This window comes from Deinococcus arcticus, assembly GCF_003028415.1.
In the GTDB taxonomy this organism is placed as follows: domain Bacteria; phylum Deinococcota; class Deinococci; order Deinococcales; family Deinococcaceae; genus Deinococcus; species Deinococcus arcticus.
Map to the genome: position 1 here is coordinate 65,925 of NZ_PYSV01000009.1, position 17,365 is coordinate 83,289.

Annotated in this window: 16 protein-coding genes; 9 read left to right on the forward strand and 7 right to left on the reverse strand. The window is 69.6% G+C overall.

Features of this window, described 5'->3' with window-relative positions; genetic code table 11:
• Positions 1–14 precede the first annotated feature (14 nt).
• On the reverse strand, positions 15–1,391 hold the full coding sequence (locus tag C8263_RS10540) for an alpha/beta hydrolase (protein ID WP_107138083.1): 1,377 nt from the start codon (positions 1,389–1,391) through the stop codon (positions 15–17).
• Between the two features lie 242 nt (positions 1,392–1,633).
• Here C8263_RS10540 and C8263_RS10545 point away from each other — a divergent pair, with 242 nt between their 5' ends.
• The 4 genes from C8263_RS10545 (at position 1,634) to C8263_RS10560 (ending at position 5,195) form a co-directional block, all read left to right on the forward strand.
• Positions 1,634–2,296: a hypothetical protein gene (locus C8263_RS10545; RefSeq protein WP_233218764.1), complete on the forward strand. Its 663-nt coding sequence runs from the start codon at positions 1,634–1,636 to the stop codon at positions 2,294–2,296.
• A gap of 105 nt (positions 2,297–2,401) precedes the next feature.
• Positions 2,402–3,745, forward strand: a complete 1,344-nt coding sequence (gene hemL, locus C8263_RS10550; RefSeq protein ID WP_107138085.1) for a glutamate-1-semialdehyde 2,1-aminomutase — start codon at positions 2,402–2,404, stop codon at positions 3,743–3,745.
• Positions 3,742–4,170 (forward strand): CoA-binding protein, encoded by a 429-nt coding sequence (locus C8263_RS10555; RefSeq protein WP_107138086.1) that lies wholly within the window; start codon positions 3,742–3,744, stop codon positions 4,168–4,170. Before hemL ends, C8263_RS10555 begins: the two co-directional genes overlap by 4 nt.
• 2 nt (positions 4,171–4,172) lie before the next feature.
• A complete protein-coding gene (locus C8263_RS10560) occupies positions 4,173–5,195 on the forward strand; it encodes an NAD(P)/FAD-dependent oxidoreductase (RefSeq protein WP_107138087.1) in 1,023 nt (340 codons plus the stop codon).
• A 177-nt stretch (positions 5,196–5,372) separates the two neighbouring features.
• On the opposite strand, the gene C8263_RS10565 is transcribed toward C8263_RS10560, so the two are convergent.
• From C8263_RS10565 to C8263_RS10575, 3 genes are all read right to left on the reverse strand, one after another.
• Entirely contained in the window at positions 5,373–7,427 is a 2,055-nt protein-coding gene (locus C8263_RS10565) for a single-stranded-DNA-specific exonuclease RecJ (RefSeq protein ID WP_107138157.1), read from the reverse strand.
• Positions 7,428–7,489: 62 nt separating this feature from the next.
• Positions 7,490–7,834 (reverse strand): hypothetical protein, encoded by a 345-nt coding sequence (locus C8263_RS10570; protein ID WP_107138088.1) that lies wholly within the window; start codon positions 7,832–7,834, stop codon positions 7,490–7,492.
• Between the two features lie 72 nt (positions 7,835–7,906).
• On the reverse strand, positions 7,907–9,103 hold the full coding sequence (locus tag C8263_RS10575) for an S-layer homology domain-containing protein (protein WP_107138089.1): 1,197 nt from the start codon (positions 9,101–9,103) through the stop codon (positions 7,907–7,909).
• A gap of 338 nt (positions 9,104–9,441) precedes the next feature.
• Between C8263_RS10575 and C8263_RS10580 the strand changes: the two genes are divergently transcribed.
• From C8263_RS10580 to C8263_RS10590, 3 genes are all read left to right on the forward strand, one after another.
• Positions 9,442–10,185 carry a phosphorylase family protein gene (locus C8263_RS10580; protein WP_107138090.1) on the forward strand — a complete coding sequence of 248 codons (744 nt, stop codon included), beginning with the start codon at positions 9,442–9,444 and terminating at the stop codon, positions 10,183–10,185.
• 270 nt (positions 10,186–10,455) lie between these two features.
• On the forward strand, positions 10,456–11,253 hold the full coding sequence (locus C8263_RS10585; protein ID WP_107138158.1) for an enoyl-CoA hydratase-related protein: 798 nt from the start codon (positions 10,456–10,458) through the stop codon (positions 11,251–11,253).
• On the forward strand, positions 11,246–12,310 hold the full coding sequence (locus tag C8263_RS10590; RefSeq protein WP_107138091.1) for a phosphohydrolase: 1,065 nt from the start codon (positions 11,246–11,248) through the stop codon (positions 12,308–12,310). The genes C8263_RS10585 and C8263_RS10590 overlap by 8 nt, the downstream gene beginning before the upstream one ends.
• A gap of 78 nt (positions 12,311–12,388) precedes the next feature.
• Here the strand turns inward: C8263_RS10590 and C8263_RS10595 are convergent, their stop codons facing one another.
• Complete coding sequence (locus tag C8263_RS10595; protein ID WP_107138092.1) at positions 12,389–12,727, reverse strand: hypothetical protein; 339 nt, start codon at positions 12,725–12,727, stop codon at positions 12,389–12,391.
• Between the two features lie 165 nt (positions 12,728–12,892).
• On the opposite strand from C8263_RS10595, the gene greA reads away from it, so the two are divergent.
• Positions 12,893–13,363: a transcription elongation factor GreA gene (gene greA, locus C8263_RS10600; RefSeq protein ID WP_107138093.1), complete on the forward strand. Its 471-nt coding sequence runs from the start codon at positions 12,893–12,895 to the stop codon at positions 13,361–13,363.
• Positions 13,364–14,479: 1,116 nt separating this feature from the next.
• On the opposite strand, the gene C8263_RS10605 is transcribed toward greA, so the two are convergent.
• Positions 14,480–14,974: an NUDIX hydrolase gene (locus C8263_RS10605; protein WP_107138094.1), complete on the reverse strand. Its 495-nt coding sequence runs from the start codon at positions 14,972–14,974 to the stop codon at positions 14,480–14,482.
• Positions 14,961–16,058, reverse strand: coding sequence for a peptide chain release factor 1 (gene prfA, locus C8263_RS10610; RefSeq protein ID WP_199188381.1), 1,098 nt, complete (start codon positions 16,056–16,058; stop codon positions 14,961–14,963). The genes C8263_RS10605 and prfA overlap by 14 nt, the downstream gene beginning before the upstream one ends.
• Before the next feature lie 325 nt (positions 16,059–16,383).
• Between prfA and C8263_RS10615 the strand changes: the two genes are divergently transcribed.
• A complete protein-coding gene (locus C8263_RS10615) occupies positions 16,384–17,346 on the forward strand; it encodes a homoserine dehydrogenase (RefSeq protein WP_107138095.1) in 963 nt (320 codons plus the stop codon).
• The last annotated feature ends 19 nt before the right edge of the window (positions 17,347–17,365 follow it).

Consider the following 17,365-nt stretch of genomic DNA (forward strand, 5'->3'; position numbering starts at 1 on the left):
TCTTTCCCCCTGGTTCAGTTCGCCGGGCAGGCCTCCACACCCGCGCGGGTGCCCCGGGTAAAGCGGCAGCCATAGGCGGGGTCGGCCACCACGCTGGCGGTGGTCACGTCGTCGCCAGCAGGCTTCATGCCAGTGGCCTCCCACTTCACCAGATCGGCGAACGCCTCGGTCAGCTCTGCCGGGCTGAATTCGCAGTGCCCCGCGGCGCGAATGGCGCGCTGCACCAGCCGGTCGCCGTTCCCCGCTGCGGTCACGGCCGCGCGGTACAGCTGCTGGTGGCGGAAGGGCACGTAAAAGTCCCCGGTGGTGTGCAGGGTCAGCACCGGCACGCTCACCTCGCCGTTCACGCGCGGCAGCCAGCGCACGCTGCCAGGGCGCGCGGGGTTGGCGTCGGGGGCCGCGCCCACCCGCACAATGCTGGCGTTAAAAAGCTTCTCGGCCTCGGTGGGGGTGGCCCCGGCCGTCCAGCGGTAGGTGGTGCCCACGTTGCTGTAGATGTTGCGCGGCAGGATCCCCATAACTGTGCCGTCGGCCCCGCCGGTGCTCAGGACAACCTGCTGCCATTGGGCGCTGCGAAAGCCCAGTTCAAAGGCCGGGCGCGGGCCACCGGTGAGGGTGCGGGCGATCTCGCGCAGCTTGGCGCCCTGGGTGGCATTCTCCTGCCAGGTCGCGCCGCTGGCCGTGCTGAAGCTGGCTGCCAGAATGTCGGGCAGGGCAGCGCGGAAGGCGTCCTGGCCCTGGGGGAAGGTCTTGGGGCCCAGGCCCGCCAGTTGCGCGGCCACCAGCGGGTAGTCGCCCAGCCACTGAAACTGGTAATCCTCGTCCATCACGCCGCACAGGGGCAGGGCGGCGGCGTAGGCGGTCTTGTTTTTCGCGCTCTGCTGCGTTTCCTTTTCCACCGCTGCGCCCGCCACGTGCCCGCCCATGCTCACGCCCACGATCAGGGTCTTTTTCGGGGCTGCGTACTTGCCACCCGTCAGGCCCACAAAGGCGTTGGCCAGGGCATTGGTGTCTTCCACACCCGCCTGCACGTCGTAGAAGTTGGCGCTGTAAGAGCTGGCGGCCCAGGCGTAGCCCTGGCTCAGCCACAGGGCGCGCAGGGGTGGGGTCTGCACCCGCAGGTCCTTGCCCTCGCCCGCGTAGCCGTGGGCATACATCACCAGCTGGCCGTTCCAGTTGGCGGGCACTTCTATGGCGTAGCTGGCCTCGCCGCGCAGGCCAGCCATCTTGCCCTGGAACAGTTCGGCGCCCGTCACGGCACTGATGGTGGGCACCACCGCCGTGAAGGCGCGGGTGTCGTGCGCGCGGGTGTCGGGCACAGGGGGCGGGGGCAGCGGCGTACAGGCGCTCAGGGCCAGGGCCGAGAGCAGGGCAGCAGTCAGGGCGCGCATAGGGGAAACCTCCGGGAGAAAGGGGATAGAGACGAACTTCGGTCTGTGGCGGCTCCATCCCAGAACAGCACCGGGCCGGCGCGGGGCTCCCAGCAGCTCGCGCAGCTTCGGCGGCCTGGGGTGCGCCAGCGTTGGGGCCAGACATGGTTTGAACCGGGTTCAATTGGACAACGGCCCGGCGATGATAGCGTTTCCACCCCGCGCCGGGAACCCACGCGGGCCCCCCCTCGTAGGGGGCAGAGATGAGACAGGTCGGAATGAATGGACGGGGACTGGGCTGCGGGTGTCTGGGCTGTGGCGGCGGCACGCTGCTGGTGCTGGCGCTGCTGGGGGGTCTGGCGTGGTTTATGGTGATTCAGCCCGCGCGCAACTTCCTGGCCGGCCTGTCGCAACCCGCCCAGACGCAAACCCAGCCCCAGACCGGTGCCCAGAGCAGTGGCGGCACGGCCCCCGGCGCAGCGGCCAACGCCCCCCTCACCCGGGCAGAGGTTCAGCGCTTCGTGCGCGTGCGCCGCGAGGTCCGCAACGCCCTGGGCTCCTCGTTCACTGGCGTGCAGCAGGTCTGGACCGACATCCAGAACGGCCAGAGCCCCAACGTGCTGCAGATGATGGCGGTGCTGCGCAACGCGGGCAGCAGCGTGGGCGCCGCGCGCCAGGCCCAGGCGGCGGCCCTGGCCAAGGAAGGCATGAGCCCCGAGCGCTACGCTCAGGTCCGCGCGGCTGTGAACCGCGCCCTGGGCCTGCCCACCGTGGACTTCGCCCAGGCGGCCCAGGCCCTGCAGAACGGCCAGCTGCCGGACCTCAGCAGCACCGTGCAGGCGGGCGGCGGCCCGGACCGCGCCCTGGTGGAGCCCTTCCGGCGAGAGCTGAGCGCCACGGCGGCGGCGGGCCTGCTGGGGTTGTAAACTCCCGCCCGCGTTCGCGCCGCCCAGCAGGCCCGGTGCCGCTGGGCGGCGTTCTGTGGGCTGGCGCCCGTACAGCAGCCCCGGGGCTCCGGTAAGGTGGGCGGCATGACCACCGACGCTTCTTCTGTGTCCAGCCCAACAGCGCGTTCGGAAGCGCTGTTTGCGCGGGCCCGCGCCGTCACGCCCGGCGGGGTGAACAGCCCTGTGCGCGCCTTTCGCAGTGTGGGCGGTACGCCGCGCTTTATTGCCCACGCCGACGGCGCCTACCTGACCGACGCGGACGGCACGACGTACCTTGATTACATCGGGTCGTGGGGGCCCATGATTCTGGGGCACAACCACCCCGGTGTGCGGGAGGCGATTACCCAGGCCCTGCAGGGCGGTACCAGCTTCGGAGCGCCCGGCGAGCGCGAGGTGCAACTGGCCGAGCAGGTCACGCGCCTGACCGGCACCGAGCGGGTGCGCTTTGTCAACAGCGGCACTGAGGCCACCATGAGCGCCCTGCGGCTGGCACGCGGGGCCACAGGGCGCAAGTTCATCGTGAAGTTCCGGGGCAACTACCACGGCCACGCCGACGGCCTGCTGGTGGAAGCGGGCAGCGGCCTGCTCACGAACGCCGATTCGCTGGGCAACGCGGCGCCCAGCAGCGCGGGCGTCCCTGAGGACTACGCCCGCCTGACCCTGGTGAGCGAATACAACGACCCGGCCGCCCTGGACGCCCTGATGGCGGCGCGCGGGCACGAGATCGCCGCCGTGATTTTCGAGCCTGTGGTGGGCAACGCGGGCGTGCTGATGCCCACCCCCGAATTTCTGGCCGCGCTGCACCGCGTCAAGGCCAGCGGCGCCCTGCTGATTGCCGATGAGGTCATGACCGGCTTTCGCCTGTCGCTGCGCGGGGCCACCGGGCTGCTGGGCCTGGAGCCGGACCTGATCTGCTGGGGCAAGATCATCGGCGGGGGCCTGCCGGTGGGGGCGTATGGCGGCCGGGCCGACGTGATGGACTTTGTGTCGCCGCAGGGCCCGGTGTATCAGGCCGGGACCCTCAGCGGCAATCCGCTGGCGATGGCGGCGGGGCTGGCCACCCTGCAGGCCCTGGAGGCCGACCCCGGCCTGTATGCCCGGCTGGACGCCTACACGGCGGCGCTGGCGGGCGGGCTGCGCGAGGCGGCGCGGGAAGCGGGCGTGGCCATCAGCATCAACCACATCGGCTCCATGCTCACGGCCTTTTTTCAGGACGCCCCGGACGGTTCGCTGCGCACCTACACAGACGCCGCGCGCAGCGACACGGCCGCCTTTGCCCGCTGGTTCCAGGGGCTCCTGGCGCGGGGGGTGTACTGGGCGCCCAGCCAGTTCGAGAGCATCTTCGTGAGTGGCATGCACAGCGACGCCGAACTGGGCCTGACGCTGGACGCCGCGCAGGCCGCCTTTGCCGAGGTGGGGGGCGCATGACCCTGCTGACCCAGACCGCCCAGCTGCGCGAGGTGCTGACCACCAGCAAGGTGATTGCCGTGGTGGGCTTTCACCACGACCCCATGAAACCGGCGCATTACGTGCCGGAATACATGCACCGCCAGGGCTACACGGTGATTCCGGTGAATCCGGCGCTGGCGGCGCGGGGCGAGAGCTACTTCGGCCACCGCGCGGTGGCTACCCTGGCCGAGATTGGCACGCCGGTGGACATCGTGGACGTGTTTCGCCGCAGCGACAAGGTGCGCGAGCATCTGGCCGATCTGCTGGCCATGACCCCACTGCCCCCGGTGGTGTGGCTGCAGCAGGGCATCCGCGACGACGCCACCGCCCGCGAACTGACGGCGCGCGGCATTGACGTGGTGCAGGACCGCTGCCTGCTGGCCGACCACCGGGCGCTGCTGTAGCCATGCTGAACCTGCTGGTGGTGGGCGCCGGGCTTGCGGGGCTGGCCTGCGCCCGGGACGCGGGCCCGCGCGTGACCATACTGGACAAGGGCCGGGGTGTCTCGGGCCGGGCGGCCACCCGGCGTGTGCCGCTGCCTGAGGGGGGCGTGGCCCGGCTGGACCACGGCGCCCGCTTCTTCACCGCCCGGCACCCCCGCACTGTGGCCCTGGCAGAGGGCGGCGTGCGCGAGGGCTGGAATGCCGTGTGGACCCGGGGCGTGGCCCACTGGGCAGACGGCGAGGTCCATGCAGCCCAGGACACCCATCCCCGCTATGCTCCGCCCGAGGGCCTGAGTGCCCTGGGCCGCGTGCTGGCGCGGGGCGTGGACGTCCACAGCGGCGTGGAGGTCACCAGTCTGGAGCGGCGCCCCGGGCACTGGCGGGCGCACACCCGGGACGGCCAAGTCTGGGACAGCGCCCGGCTGGTGCTGAATCTGCCGGCGCCGCAGCTGCTGGCCCTGCTGGCACCGCTGCAGCTGGACGGCGCCCTGCAAACGCCATCCAGTGAGGACGCGGCCCAGGCCGCCGCGCGCGTGGCCTTCGATCCCTGCTGGACGGTGGGCGCGGTGCTCGCTGGGGCCCCGCGCTGGCTCCACCCCGCCACCCGCCTGAACCACCCGGCGCTGGACTGGCTGTCGCTGGAACACACCAAGCGCCCCCCAGGCCATCCCCCGGCCCTGATTCTTCAGGCGGGCGCTGACTGGACCCGCGCCCACTTGGACGCCTCACCGCAAGAGGCAGGCGACCTGCTGCTGGCCGCCGCCGAGGTTGTGATGGGCGAGGCGCTGCCCACGACTGCGGCCTTTGCCCACCGCTGGCGCTTTGCCACCCCCACCCGCCGCGCCCCCGGCCCCTGTCACTGGGACGAGGCGCTGGGTCTGGGCTGGTGCGGCGACTGGTTCACGCCAGACGCCCACGGCCCGCGCGTGGAAGCGGCCCTGCTGAGCGGCTGGGCCCTGGCGCGCTGGATGGCCGGGGGGGAGTGAAGAAAGGGCTCTGGGCCATGGGCTTTGGGCCATGAGCTCTGAGGGAAGAGCACAGGCGGGAGGAGCAGTTGCATGTGCCCCTCCCGCTTTCACCCCTTGCCCAGAACCGGCTCTAGCACCCGCTCGCTGCCCTTACCCCATGGCTCATGGCTCACAGCTCATAGCCCCTGGCCCCCTTCACCCCAGTGCCAGTGCCGGCTGGGTCTGCCCCTCCTCGTGCCCCAGGCCCAGCATGGCCAGCACACTGGCGGTCCAGCCCTCGTCATCCAGCACGCGCCAGTGGTGGGCCCACTGCCAGCGGCGGTAGGCGTCGGCGGCGGCTTCCAGGTGCTGGTCGCCGGCCCCGGGCACCAGTTCGCGCAGGGGGTTGCCGGGGGGGGCCAGCAGGTGCTGCCGGGTCAGTGCTCCTTCCAGGTCGGCCAGGGTCTTGGGGCCAAAGGCAAAGGCCACGCGGCCACCCCGGATCCAGCGGCGCAGATCGTCCTCGGCGGGCAGGGTATACAGAATCAGTTCGCCGCCGGGGTGGGGCGCGCCGGCGGCCACCAGGGTCAGGCCCGGCACGTTGTCGCGCAGGTACTCGGCCACGGGCCCGGCCGCGTGGGCCGCTGCGCCGGCGCGCAGGTGGCCCAGGGCGGCGCGCGGGTCCAGCCGGGGCAGCGACAGGCCGGGGGGCGGGGCGTCCAGCGCCACTGGCGCCGGCACCCGCAGTGCCTGCCCCTGAAACTCCACCCGGCTCTGCCCGCGCCACTCGCTGCCCATCAGGTGGGCAGCGAGGTCCCGTTCCCCGCCAGCGGCGTCGGACTCGCCAAATTTCACGCCCCGCAGCCCCGCCACCTTGAACTGCAGGCTGTCGCCGCGCTTGCCCACCAGCCGGGTGTCGGTCAGGGTGTCGCGCAGATGCCACAGCGGTAGCGGGTGGCCCTCGCCAAACGGCTCCAGGGCCGCTGTTTGTTCCAGCAGGTCCAGGCCCGCGCCCAGGGCCGGCAGCGGCGCGTCCAGACGCACGCGGGGCAGCGGTGCCGGAAACTGGCGCACATAGGCATGCACCCGGTCACGAAAGGCCGCAAAATGGGCCTCGTCCATGGCAAAACCGGCCGCCCCCGGGTGGCCCCCGTAGCGCTTCAGCAGGTCGTGGCTGAATTTCAGTCCCCCCACCGCGCTGATGCCCGGCGTGCTGCGCACCGACCCCTTGCCCTGCGCCACGATGTACACCGGCTTGTGGTAGGTGTCCACCAGCTTGCTGGCCACAATGCCCATCACGCCTGCGTGCCAGTCGGGGTGCGTGACCACCAGCGCCGGGTCGCGGGGGTCAGCCAGGGTCAGGGCCTGCGCGAACATCTCGTCCTGCAGCTTGCGCCGCTCCAGGTTGCGAATTTCCAGGTACTCGGCCAGGCGCCGCGCCTCGTGGGCGCTGGCAGTGGTCAGCAGCTCCAGGGCGATGTCCGCCTCGCCCAGACGGCCGGCAGCGTTGATGCGCGGCGCCAGTACAAAGGCCACGTCGCGCGCCCCGGGACGGGTCACGCGCCCGGTCTCCAGCAGGGCCCGCAGCCCCGGCAGCCCAGTGCGGCCCAGCTCCTCCAGACCCGCCTGCACCAGCGCGCGGTTCTCGCCGACCAGCGGCGCCACATCGGCAATGGTGCCCAGGGTGGCCAGGGGGCTCAGGTGCCGGGGTTCGCCTTGCCCCAGTTCGTCCCGCACCGCCCACAGCAGGTGGTAGGCCACACCCGCGCCGGTCAGGTTGTGCAAAGCGCCGTCGTAGCCCTGGGTCAGATGGGGGTGGACCACCAGCGCCTCGGGGAAGTGGTCCCCCGGGGCGTGGTGGTCCGTGACGATCACCTCGGTGCCCCGGTCCAGCAGCGCGCGGATCTCGGCGTGGTTGGTCACGCCGCAGTCCACGGTCACCAGCAGGTCGCAGGCGGCGGCGTGTTCGTCCACGCGGTCGGGGTGCAGGCCGTAGCCCTCGTTCAGGCGGTGCGGAATGAAGCCGTGCACCTCGGCGCCCAGTTCGCGCAGGCCCAGCACCAGCACAGCCGTGGCGCTCACGCCGTCGGCGTCGTAGTCCCCGTGAATGCGCAGGCGCCGGCCCGCCTGAATGGCCCCAGCAAGGCGCCGCGCCGCTTCCCGCAGCGCCGGGTTGGGGGTCAGCGCCAGGGGCGGTGCCAGCAGGGCCGGACTCAGGCCCCGCCCGGCCAGGGCCTGCGCCAGGGGCGGGGCCACCCCCCAGGTGCGCATGGTGTCCAGCAGCTGGGGGCGGGGACTGGGGGCCGCCAGCACCCACTGAGGGGGCTGGGCGGTCACGCGCCCTCCTGGCGGGGGCGGTCGGCCCCGGCTGGGTCAGGTGCCGCACCCAGCCGGGCCTGCAGGGTGGCTGTCAGGCGCGCCTCGGCCTCGCGGCGCAAGCGGGCTTCCCGGGCCCGGCGGCGGCGCTCATTCCACAGCCCGGGCAGCAGCAGCAGCCCCATAAAGGCGGCGCCCAGCAGCAGAAAAACGGTTACACCGGCCCCCACCGACAGCGTGAATTCGCCGCCACCCAGCGGCAGCGGCAGGCGCACGAGTCCAGGGTTTTCCAGGGTCACCAGCGCCAGGTAGGCCAGCAGGCCCAGCAGGAACAGCACCTGAAGAAAGGAAACAAGGCGCATCCCCCCAGTGTAGCCCGCGCCCGGCCAGACAAAAGGACCCCCCGCATGGGAGGGTCCTGCTTCAGAGGAAGCTTAGAAGTAGAACTTCAGGCCGGCCTTGACGCCGCCGTTGAAACCGCCGTTGGTGGCGTTGGCCGGCAGACCGGTACCCGCGCCCTTATTGCTGAAGTAGTAGCGCCCGTTGCCTTCCACGAAGACCGCAATGCTGTCGGTCACGCGGTAATCGGCGCCCAGCAGTACATTGGCGTAGAGGTCGGTGGCGTTGACGGTGCTGCTGTTGCGCACCAGCCCGCTCGTCAGGCCCAGACCGGCGCCCACGTAGGGGGTCAGGCCGCCGCCCGTATTGATTTCATAGGTGGCGTTCACGTCGGCGCTGATGGCGTTGAAGGCCGGGGTGTATTCCACGGCGGCGCGGGCGCCGACCGGGCCCAGCACGTTGCTGGAGCCCACCATGGCCGTGCCAGTCAGGCAGTAGTTCACGCGGGTGCGGTTGGCGCCGCTGCCCAGTGACAGGCACTCGGAGCCGACGCCCGCCGACTTGGCGCCGAAAGCAATGCCGGCGTACAGGCCACGGCTGACCGTGACTTCCGTGGGGGTGGGCTCGCCAATCACCACGGTGGCGGGGGGCGTCACGGGGGTGGTGGTCACGGTACCGCTGGCGCTGGTGCCGGCGGGACCAGCCGGGCCCGCAGGACCCTGGGGACCGGCCGGGCCCTGGGGACCAGCGGGGCCCGCAGGACCGGCGGGGCCAGCGGGAATGTTGCGGATGGCGGCTTCCAGCGCGTCGATGCGGGCCTGCAGGGCCGCCACATCGGCCGAACCGGTGGCCGTCCCAGTGCCCAGGCCGTTGATGCGGGCTTCCAGCGCGTCAATGCGGGCCTGCTGCTCGGCGCTCAGGCGCTCCAGGTCAGTCACGCGGGTGGCGATGGCGGCCAGCTCGGTGCTGACTTCCTGCATGCCGTTGGCAATGGCGGTCATGTCGCCGGCGTTAAAGCCGCAGTTGGCCAGGGCGCCGGCCTGCAGGGCGCGGTAGAAGATCAGCGCGGCCTGGTACCGGGTCAGGTTCTCGTTGCCCCGGAAGGTGCCGTCGGGGAAGCCCTGAATCAGACCGCACTGCACAATGCGGTCCACGGCGTCCTTGGCCCAGTGTCCGGCAGGCACATCGCTCAGGGTGACCTGGGCCGGTGCAGAGGTGGCGGGGGCGGTCTGGGCGCCGGCAGCGCCGAGGCTCAGGGCCAGGGTGGACGCGAAGATCAGTGATTTGCGCATGTGGAGTTCTCCTTCGGTTCAAAAAGGGCAGGCCCGCAGAATCGTGACCTGTCCTCCTTTGGTCCACCGTAGGCAGGGGGAGTGAGCCTTTTGTGAATTTCCGTCGCGGAAGTGCCTGATGACCCGACGCCACATGAGCGCGGCCTGACTCAGTCCTAAAAGTGTATATAGGATGAGAAAAAGCACCCGAAGTCTGAGAGACCTTCTGACGTGCTGCGCCTGAAAACCAGGTTCTCTATGAGAAAACTGTCTGCAACGTTACTCTTGTGCCTCATGAGTAAAGATGGGCCCTGAAAAGCGCTCTGTGGCCCACCACTGCGCCTCTCTATACTTGATTTATGAGTCAGATTCATGTTCGTGGCCTGCCAGGGGATGTGGCCCCCTTCGTCTTGCTGCCCGGCGACCCCAACCGGGCCCGCCATATCGCCCAGACCTATCTGGACGGCGCGCGGGAATACACGTCGCACCGGCAACTGCTGGGCTTTACCGGTACCTACTGGGGCGTTCCCGTCAGCGTGCAGACCACCGGCATGGGCTGCCCCAGCGCCGCCATCGTGGCCGAGGAACTGGCGCGGCTGGGCGCCCGGACCCTGATCCGGGTGGGCACCCTGGGCGGCGCCACCCCCAGCGTGGCTCCCGGTGATCTGGTGATTGCCACGGCGGCCGTGCCCAACGACGGCACCACCCGCCAGCTGCTGGGCGGGGCACCCTACGCCCCAGCCGCCAGCTTCGAGGTGAACGAGGCGGCGGTGCAGGCCGCCCGCGCCCAGGGCGCCCCGCACCATGTAGGGCTGATCATGACCGAGGACGCCTTCTATGCCAGCACCCCCGAACACGCGCGCCTGTGGGCCGGACGCGGCGTGCTGGGTTTTGAAATGGAGGCCAGCGCCATTTTCCTGGTGGCGGCGCAGCGTGGCCTGCGCGCCGCCTGCCTGACTGCGTGCAGCAACGACATTGGCGACCCGCAGCTGGTACCAGACGACGTGCTGGCCGCTGGCGTGGACCGCATGGTGCGCGTGGCGCTGGAGGCCATTGCCACCCTGGCTGCCCGCGAACAGGGAGAACGGACCGGGCCAGGCTAAGTCACTCGCTGCCAAGCCCCCGATCAACCGAGCCGGCTGGAACAGCTGCGCCGCGGAGCGAGTATCGAAAAAAGGACGTTGCACCGGGAGTGGAGACTTTGCGGTGCTCTCCTGAAAATTCGCAACGTGAGGTGCAACGTCCTTAACAAGCAGCGTCAACACAGCATGCCGCCGCCCGGTTTCCCGCACCCTGGGGCCGGGCGGCGGCCTGGTGTCTGGGTGGCCTGGCCCCCCCGGCGCGTCCCCCGCCGCGTGTGGCAGGATGAACCCATGACGCAGCTGGACGAATTTGAATTCAACAATGTGCAGATTGACCAGCATGGCCCCATTGCGGTCCTGACGGTCACACGCCCGAAGGCCCTGAACGCCCTGAACGCCGACACCCTGTCGGAGATCGCGCAGGCGGTCAACCTGATTGTGGAAGACGCCGAGGTGGGCGCGCTGATCATCACCGGCTCGGGCGAGAAGGCGTTCGTGGCCGGCGCCGACATCAGCGAGTTCACCAACCTGGACGGCGTGTATGACGGCCGCGAGATGTCCCTGGCCGGGCAGGACGTGATGCACCAGATCGCCTCGCTGCCCATTCCGGTCATTGCCGCCGTGAACGGCTTTGCGCTGGGGGGCGGCCTGGAACTGGCGCTGGCCTGCGACGTGCGCGTGGCGGCCACCACGGCCCGCCTGGGCCTGCCCGAGGTGAGCCTGGGCCTGATTCCGGGCTTCGGCGGCACCCAGCGGCTGGCCCGGCTGGTAGGTGCCGGGCGCGCCCTGGACCTGATGCTGACCGCCCGGCAGGTCAAGGCCGACGAGGCGCTGACCATGGGCCTGGTGAACTACGTGGCCGACGACGCCCTGCAAAAGGCGCGCGAGGTGGCCGAGAGCATGCTGCGGCACGCCCCCATCGCCCTGTCGCTGGTGAAAGAAGCGGTGCGCCGGGGCCTGGACACTACGCTTGAAGGCGGCCTGGAAGTCGAGGCCGATCTGTTTGGCATGACGGTGGCCACCAAGGACTTCCGCGAGGGGGTGGACGCCTTTTTGAACAAGCGGCGCGCGGAGTTCCAGGGTGAATGAGGACGGCGGCCCGGGGGGTGCCGGGGGCGAGCAGAAGTTCCGCCTGAGCGTGGAGGGCGGCAAGGTGAGCGATGTGGCCGGGCGGGAGGGCACGCCGCCGCCCGCCCGGGTGGTGGAATTCACCACGCCGCGCGCCAAGCTGATTGAGGAAGCCAACCAGGCCATCCGCACTGACCTGCAGGAGTACCCCCGCGCCCTGGCCGCCTACGAGGCCCTGCGCGGCGACCCCGAGGCCCTGGCCCACTGGGACATGGCCAACTACATCACCATGCGCAAGCTGGGCTACAACGACCACGGCCGGGTGCACGCCTTTATTACCGGCGCGGCCAGCATGGCGATCACCGAGCTGCTGCTGGAAGGCGGGGTCAAACCCGACATCATGGACAGTGGCGTGGGCGACGCTCAGGACGTGTTTCTGGCGGTGATTCTGGGGACCATGCTGCACGACATTGGCAACCAGGTGCACCGGGTGGGCCACGAGGCCCACGGCATTGCCCTGGCCCTGCCCATCCTGGACCGGATCATGGGGCCGCTGTACCCCGATCCCTTCAAGCGCACCAAGGTCCGCTCCTTCATTCTGGGGGCCATCAACTGCCACGACCTGAACCCCGCGCCCCTTACCCTTGAGGGCGGCATCACGGCAGTCGCTGACGGCACCGACATCACCAAGGGCCGGGGCCGCAAAGCCTTTTCCATGGGCAGCGTGGACATTCATTCCATCAGCGCCCTGGCCGTGGATCAGGTGGTGATCGAAAAGGGCCGCGACAAACCGGTGCTTATCAGCGTGACCATGAACAACTCCGGCGGCATCTTTCAGGTAGAAGAGATTCTGGCGCCCAAGGTCATCCGCACGCCCATGCGCCGCTTCGTGGAACTGCGCGCCGCCACCCGTCCCGAAGGCGAGGAGCAGATTCTGTCCCGCGTGCGCCTGGACGGCGACCACTTCGTGATGGACCTCGAAGGCGGCGAGCGCGTGTCGGTGGAGGTCATGGACACCCAGAAACAGGTGCAGCAGGCCGTGGCAGAGAACCTGGGCATCGGGAACGGCAGCCGGTAAGCCCAGCCGGAACAGCGCCGCAGGACAGCAGAAAGGACCGCCCAGCCAGGAGCGGTCCTTTCTCTGAAGTGTTTGGGCCTACTTGTCGGTGCCGGGCAGCGGGGTGGCCCGCTCCGGGCCGCCGTCAATGCCGCCGCTGCGGTGGGTGCCCTCGCCGCCAGCGGCCCGGCCTTCCAGGTCGCTGTCACCGGTGTTGTTGGGCACCCCCTGGCGGTCTTCAAAGTCGCGGCCGCCCAGCCGGCCATCGTTGAAGCCGGGCTGGTCATTGGGGTTGCCACTCTCCCCCATCACGTCCTGGTGCAGCAGACTCTCGGCCACCATCTTTTCCTGCAGCAGTTCGCCTGTGGTGCCGTCGTCACGAATCTCGCCGTCGGGGGCGTAGCCGCCGCCTCTGTCCACTCGGTCGTCTCGGGTCATGGCCTCACGCTAGCCTGCACCCCACCCGCGCTGGGTGGGACGGCACTGAGCCTGGTCTTTAGAGAATCCGGCGAAATGCGGCGCTGGCGCCGTGGGCGCCGCCTCACCCACTGCCGCGCAGATCACACCCTGCCCCTTTGCCCCGGGGCCTATACTTGACCGTCTATGACCAGAGACCGCATCACCATGACCCAGCGTGGGTATGACAAATTGCTCGAAACGCTGCACTACCTGAAAACCACCAAGCGTGAGGAAATCTCCGAGAACATGGGCCGCGCCATTGAGGACGGCGATCTGCGCGAAAGCGCCGCCTATGACGAGGCCCGCATGCAGCAGAGCGAGAACGAGGCCCGCATTGCCGAGCTGGAAAGCCAGCTGGAACGCGCGCTGATTATTGAAGAAGACGCCTCCGGCGGCGCGGGCCTGGGCGCCCGGGTGCGGGTGAAAGATGCCAAGGGCAAGGAGCACCACTTTGAGCTGGTGGGCACCTACGAGGTGGATGTGCTGAAGGGCAAGATCAGCGACGCCAGCCCGATCGGCAAGGCCCTGAGCGGCAAGAAGGCCGGCGAGAAGGTGACGGTGCAGCTGCCCAAGGGCACCGCCGAGTTCGAGATTCTGAGCGTGGACTACGCCTGAAGCCGGGTGAGCGGCGCCTGCGCGCCTGGGAAGCCTGCCCTGCACCGGGGCAGGCTTTCCTGGTTTCGCTGAACTGGTGTCCCCCGCTCCACGGCCACCGAGAAAGCGCCGCCACGGTCAGGGGGTCAAAGGCACTGTCCAGCGCCCAGGGGCCGGGCCGCTCCTATCCCAGCTGACGTTCAAGGCCCACCCACCTCTGACCCTGCGCGCCGATCTGACCTTTATGGCGTGCGGCTACTGCTACGGGACTCAGGTGACCCGAAGGCGAGGGGGGAGCGGACTCGCAGAGCGAAGAAGAGAAAAGACAGGACTCCGGCGATGGAACAGCACCCCTGCGCCCTTTCCAATACGCTTTGGAATCAGAGGAGGCTTGTATGAGGGCCTGGGCGCCCGGCGGGGCCCCGGTCCCGGCCCTGCGCCACATCGGCGCTCAGGCGGTGGCTGCCCACGCCGGTTGCAGCGCAGAACAGAGAAAATACGGGACTCCGGCCACTGGAACGCGAACTGGCGCAGCACGCCAGCAACCGGCGTACAGCGCCTTTCACGCCGAACTGGGCCGCTTTGTGCTGCACCCAGCTTCAGGCGTGGCAGCCGCTCTGGACTGGGCCTGTGCCGCTCAACCTGAGCGTGAACGTCTCGGCGCGCCATGGGCAGGCCCACCCACTTGCCTAAGTCGCTCGCTGCCAAGCTCCCGATCAACCGAGCGGGCTGGAACAGCGGCGCCGCAGAGTGATACGGGTTCCGAAAAATTCCGTAACGTGTTACGGAATTTTTTCGACCAGAGGGAGAGGGAAAAGAGACGGATTTCCGGGAATTGGGCTGGAACAGCGCCGAAGGCGGGGAACATCCGGCGCTGTCCCGGATGTTACGGAAATGGACGGAATCCGTATGGGAAGAGAAAAAAGTGCGTTGCACCGGGAATGGAAACGTTTCTGCACCCTTCTGAACCGTTGAAATGGGAGGGGCGAGGTACTTGACGTTGCACCTCACGTTACGACTTTGCAGGAGAGCACCGCAAAGTCTCCACGCCCGGTGCAACGTCCTTTTTTCGAGACTCGCTCTGCGGCGCAGCTGTTCCAGCCCGCTCGGTTGATCTAAAGATCAACAGCGAGCGACTTAAGTGCGCGGTTTCAGGGCCGGAATGCGCAGCCCGCCGCGTCCGTCCCAGCCTTTAAAGGCGTAGAAGCGGCCAGGCTCGCCGGTTTTCAGGTAATCGCTCAGGGGCTCGCGCATGGGCGGGGCCTCTATTTTGTCCAGGGCCTCTTCGGGGGTGCAAAAGCGCGCCTCCACGATAAACCCGTCGGGGTCGGCGGGGTTGAGCAGGCCGTCCCAGGTGGCCTCAAAGGCCACGGCGATGGCCCGCTCGCCCCGGCGCTCGTCCTCGATGTGCACGGTATAGGCCATGTGCTTGATGCCGGTAAGCTTCAGGCCCGTTTCTTCGTAGATTTCGCGGTACAGGGCCTCGGGCAGGGTTTCACCGTGTTCCACCACGCCGCCGGGCAGGGTGTGGCGCACGCGGCCGTGGCCCTGCCAGTCGTTGCCCACCAGCAGCACGCGGCCAAAGCGGTCGCGCAGAATGCCGGCGGCCACCAGCAGGTCACGCCGCCCCATGCTGCTCCTCCCCAGCCATGGCCAGCAGCTGCCGCTCGCGCTGGGTGCGCGCCAGGGCCGCCACCACCGGGGCCAGGGCGCCGGTCATCACCGTGTCCAGCGGGTGGTTTTTGTGCTCGCCTTCCAAGCGGTGGTCGGTCACACGGTTTTGTGGGTAGTTGTAGGTGCGGATCTTCTCGCTGCGCTCGCCGGTGCCCACCTGCGCGGCGCGCTCGGTGCGCTCCTGGGCTTCCCGGGCGGCGCGCTCGCGCTCTGCGAGGCGGGCGGCCAGCACCTGCAGCGCTTTTTCGCGGTTTTTAATCTGCGAGCGGCCGTCCTGACACACCACCATGATCTCGTCCGGGGTGCCGGCGCGGTACACGGCGCGCACCGCCGAGTCGGTGGTGTTCACGCCCTGCCCGCCCGCCCCCTGCGAGCGGAACACGTCAATGCGCACCTCGCTCAGGTCCAGCTGCACCTCGCCCACCTCGGCCTCGGGCAGCACCGCCACGGTCACGGTGCTGGTGTGAATGCGGCCCTGGCTCTCGGTGGCAGGCACGCGCTGCACCCGGTGCACGCCGCGCTCCCACTTGAAGGCCCGGAAAGCGCCGTCGCCACTCACCTCGGCCACCACCTTGCTGGCGCCGCCCAGGTCACTCTCGCTGGCGTCCAGCACGTTCAGGCGCAGCCCGGCCCCCTCGGCGTAGCGGGTGTACAGGCGCAGCAGGTCCATGACGAACAGCCCGGCCTCGGCCCCGCCGGCCCCGGCGCGCAGTTCCAGAATCACGTCCTTGGGGTCGTCGGGGTCGGTGGGCAGCAGCAGGACCACCAGTTCGGCTTCCAGCTCACTCAGGCGGGTTTCCAGGCCCTGCACCTCCTGGGCGGCCAGTTCGCGCATGTCGGGGTCACTGAGCAGCTCGCGGGCGCCCGCAAGATCGGCGTCCAGCTGCTCGCGCTCGCGCAACACGGTCATCAGGGGCAGCAGTTCGCGGTGGCGGCGGGTCAGGCGGGCGTACTCGCGGGAATCGGCCAGCGCCGCCGGGTCTCCCAGCGCGCGCTCCACCATGCCGAATTCCGAGGCGAGGGCCGAGAGGCGGGCACTCACGTTCGCCAGCCGCGCCGGTCTGGGGCCACTCCGGGCCGGCGGGAACCACACAGAATGAACACGGACAACATGGAGGCAGTCTAGCGTCCAGCCATATCGCGCAGCTGACACGGCCCCCGCGTGAATTCCTTACGTTTGGGAGGCTGGTCCAGAGCCGGATACCACGGGCCACACCGGCCGGGCCACACTGGCTGGGTCACACCGTTCCAGCACCTCTGCACCCCACTGTCCCAGCCACGCAGCCCCGGCACGGGGGCGCGCGGGCCCGGCCTCCGTCTAACCCGGCGCCTGGGGACCCCAGCAGGGCAGCGCTACAGTCGGGCGCATGAGAACCGTGACTGTGGGGCTGCTGGGCTGCGGCACTGTGGGCCAGAATGTCCTGACCCTGATTGAGCGCCGCGCCGCCATCTTTGCCGACCTGGGCGTGCGCATTGAGGTGGCGGGCGTGCTGGTGCGCGACCCTGCAAAGCCGCGCGACTGCCCCCCCGGCACCCCACTGACGGCCGACCCTGCGTTCTTGCAGGAGTGCGGTGTGGTGATTGAGGCCATGGGCGGCATTGAGCGTCCGCTGGCGCTGCTGCACCCCTCCCTGCGCTCCGGGCGGCCGGTGATCACTGCCAACAAGGCGCTGCTGGCCGAGCGCTGGGACGACCTGCGCGAGTACGCGCTGAATGGCAAGCTGTACTACGAGGCCTCGGTGATGGCCGGCACCCCGGTGATTGGCCCCATGAGCACGGTGCTGCGCGCCAGCACCTTTACCCGGCTGCAGGCGGTGCTCAACGGCACCTGCCTGTACATCCTGACCCAGATGGAAGGCGGCAAATCCTACGCGCAGGCGCTCTCGGAAGCGCAGGCCCTGGGCTACGCCGAGGACCCGCCCACCCTGGACGTGGGCGGCTTTGACACCGCCCACAAGCTGACGGTGCTGGCCCGCTTCTGCGCCGACGGCAACTTCCGCTACGAGGATGTGGAGGTGCAGGGCATTGAGGGCGTGACCCTGGAACAGGTGCAGGCCGCGCGGGCCCGTGGAGAACAGATCAAGCTGGTGGCCGAACTGCAACGCGACGGGGACCGCTGGCACGCCCGGGTCTCGCCCCAGTCGCTCCCCGACCGCCATCCGCTGTGCAGCGGCGGGGCCAGCCGCAACGCCATGGTGTACGAGGGCGAGGAATGCGGCACCCTGCTGTTTGCGGGCGGCGGGGCCGGGGGCATGGTCACCGCCAGCGCCATGGTGGGCGACCTGCTGGACTGGGTGATCGGGTTTCCGGGGCACGTACCGCTGCACTGAAGACTGCTGCGCCGCATCT